Annotated in this window: 4 protein-coding genes; 3 read left to right on the top strand and 1 reads right to left on the bottom strand. The window is 72.9% G+C overall.

Annotation, left to right across the window (positions count from 1 at the left end):
- Positions 1 to 323: hypothetical protein (locus L2I40_RS22675; protein ID WP_237217615.1), on the top strand; the 323-nt coding region annotated here is incomplete at its 5' end.
- The gene (locus L2I40_RS22670; protein ID WP_237217613.1) at positions 320 to 733 is read left to right on the top strand and encodes a SprT-like domain-containing protein; all 414 of its coding nucleotides are present in this window, start codon (positions 320 to 322) and stop codon (positions 731 to 733) included. The genes L2I40_RS22675 and L2I40_RS22670, both read left to right, overlap by 4 nt.
- Before the next feature lie 166 nt (positions 734 to 899).
- On the opposite strand, the gene phaR is transcribed toward L2I40_RS22670, so the two are convergent.
- On the bottom strand, positions 900 to 1508 hold the full coding sequence (phaR, locus tag L2I40_RS22665; RefSeq protein WP_237217612.1) for a polyhydroxyalkanoate synthesis repressor PhaR: 609 nt from the start codon (positions 1506 to 1508) through the stop codon (positions 900 to 902).
- A 137-nt stretch (positions 1509 to 1645) separates the two neighbouring features.
- On the opposite strand from phaR, the gene L2I40_RS22660 reads away from it, so the two are divergent.
- On the top strand, positions 1646 to 1838 hold a 193-nt coding region (locus L2I40_RS22660), incomplete at its 3' end, for a hypothetical protein (protein ID WP_237217610.1).

The following is a 1838-nucleotide window of genomic DNA, read 5'->3' as shown; positions in this document are numbered from 1 at the left end:
CGGCGCTCCGCAGCTTCCGCATCGGCTTCGCCGACCGCGTCGCGGCGCGGCTCGAGGAGCTCGGCAGCCATCGCCGCGCGACCGAGCAGGCGGCGCAGGCCGAGGCCGCGCGGCAGGGCAGCGCCGGCACCGCGCTGGTGCTGCTGAAGGAGCGCAAGATCGAGCAGGAGTTCCGTGGCCTCGGCGTGCGGCTGCGCACGGTGACGCGCAGCACCGCGATCCGCGACCGCGGCGCCTATGGGCGCGGGCGCGAGGCGGGGGGCCGGGTGGGGCTCGACCACCCGGTGGGTGGCGGGGCGACGGCACGCCTTCCGCGACGATGAGCCGCGGCGACCGGCAGGCCGCCAGACTCTATGCCTGGGAGGATGCGGTGGTCGCGCCGCGCGACCGGAGCCGCGTGCCCTTCGCCCGGCTGCAGGCGCTGGTGGACCATGTCTGGGCGGAAGAGGGGCGGCGCTGGCCGCCGCGGATCAGGCCGCTGCCGAAGCAGGCCCGCCGCACCGTCGCGCGCGCCACCCGCACTGCCATCGAATGCCCGCCGGAGCTGCCGAGCTGGGTGCTGCTGCACGAGGTCGCGCATGCGCTGACCGCGGATGTGGACGGTGTCCATGCCGGCCACGGCCCGGATTTCGTCGCCGCCTATCTGCGCCTGCTGGAGCGCCACGCGCGGCTCGACCGCGCGCTGCTGGAGGCGACGCTGGCCGAGGCCGGCATCGCCTGGACGACGCGGTAGGCGCGTCCTGGCGAGCCCTTCGAGTAATCCGATGGCGGCCCGCGCGGAATGCGCGGGCGGAGGCGCCGAACGGCGCCCGCCGCACATCCGGCGCAGCCAAGCGACGCGGATTCGTCGCGCTGGCGATTGAAGGCGTTCTCGTCGCAACGAAAACGCGCGTCAGAAACTACCCCTTCGCCTTGCGCCCGGCGCGCAGCGCCTCGAGCTCCTGGGTCAGGCGCTCCACCTCGGCCTGCAGGGCCGCGACGCGGGCCGATTCGCCCTGCTCGGGCGGCTCCGCATTCGGGCGGAAGGGGGCGAAGAGCGTCATGGCGCGCTCCATCATCGCCATGTTCTGCTTGCCCATCTCCTCGAGCCCGCCGAAGGGGTTGAAGCCGCCCATGGTCTGCTCGACGGCGCGGCGCATCTGGTCCTGCTGGCGCGAGAAGGCGCCCATGACGTTTTCCAGGTAGCGCGGCACCAGCGCCTGCATGCTGTCGCCGTAGAAGCCGATGATCTGCCGCAGGAAGGAGGTCGGGAGCAGATTCCGCCCCTTCGCCTCCTCCTCCACGATGATCTGGGTGAGCACCGAGCGGGTGATGTCCTCGCCCGACTTCGCATCATAGACGACGAAGTGCCGGCCCTGCCGGACCATCTGCGCAAGATCCTCCAGCGTCACGTAGGACGAGGATTCCGTGTTGTAGAGCCTGCGGTTCGCGTATTTCTTCACCACGACGGGGGGGCCGGCCGGCGTCTCGGCCGCCTCCGCCGGCGGGTGGATGGTGTCCTGGGACATGCTCTGCCTTCCGCGCGGCTGTCTCCGCCGCCTCGGCTGGATGCTATCATGGGCCGCGCTGCAGTGCGAAACATAGGTTGTGGACATCTCGATCCCGACGCATCGCCTGCCACGCGCCGTCGGGCTAGTCATGGCGCATGACGGGGGACAAGCCCGGCCCCGGGGACGAGCTCGACCGGCTCGCCGAGGACTGGATCACGCTCTGGCAGACCGAGATCGCGGCGCTCGCCGCCGACCGCGAGGCCGCCGAGGCCTGGGCTGCGGCCGCTTCCGCCTGGGCGGCGCTGGGGGCGGCCTGGATGCGGGCCGCCGCCGCCCCGCCCTTCGGGC

Source organism: Falsiroseomonas oryziterrae, from assembly GCF_021864505.1.
GTDB classification, from domain to species: domain Bacteria; phylum Pseudomonadota; class Alphaproteobacteria; order Acetobacterales; family Acetobacteraceae; genus Falsiroseomonas; species Falsiroseomonas oryziterrae.
This window is presented reverse-complemented; position numbering and strand designations above follow the sequence as displayed.

Bases quoted from the DNA above. Each gene is read 5' to 3' on its own strand.
- L2I40_RS22670 (WP_237217613.1), top strand. From the start codon at position 320: ATGAGCCGCGGCGACCGGCAGGCCGCCAGACTCTATGCCTGGGAGGAT.
- phaR (WP_237217612.1), bottom strand. From the start codon at position 1,508: ATGTCCCAGGACACCATCCACCCGCCGGCGGAGGCGGCCGAGACGCCG.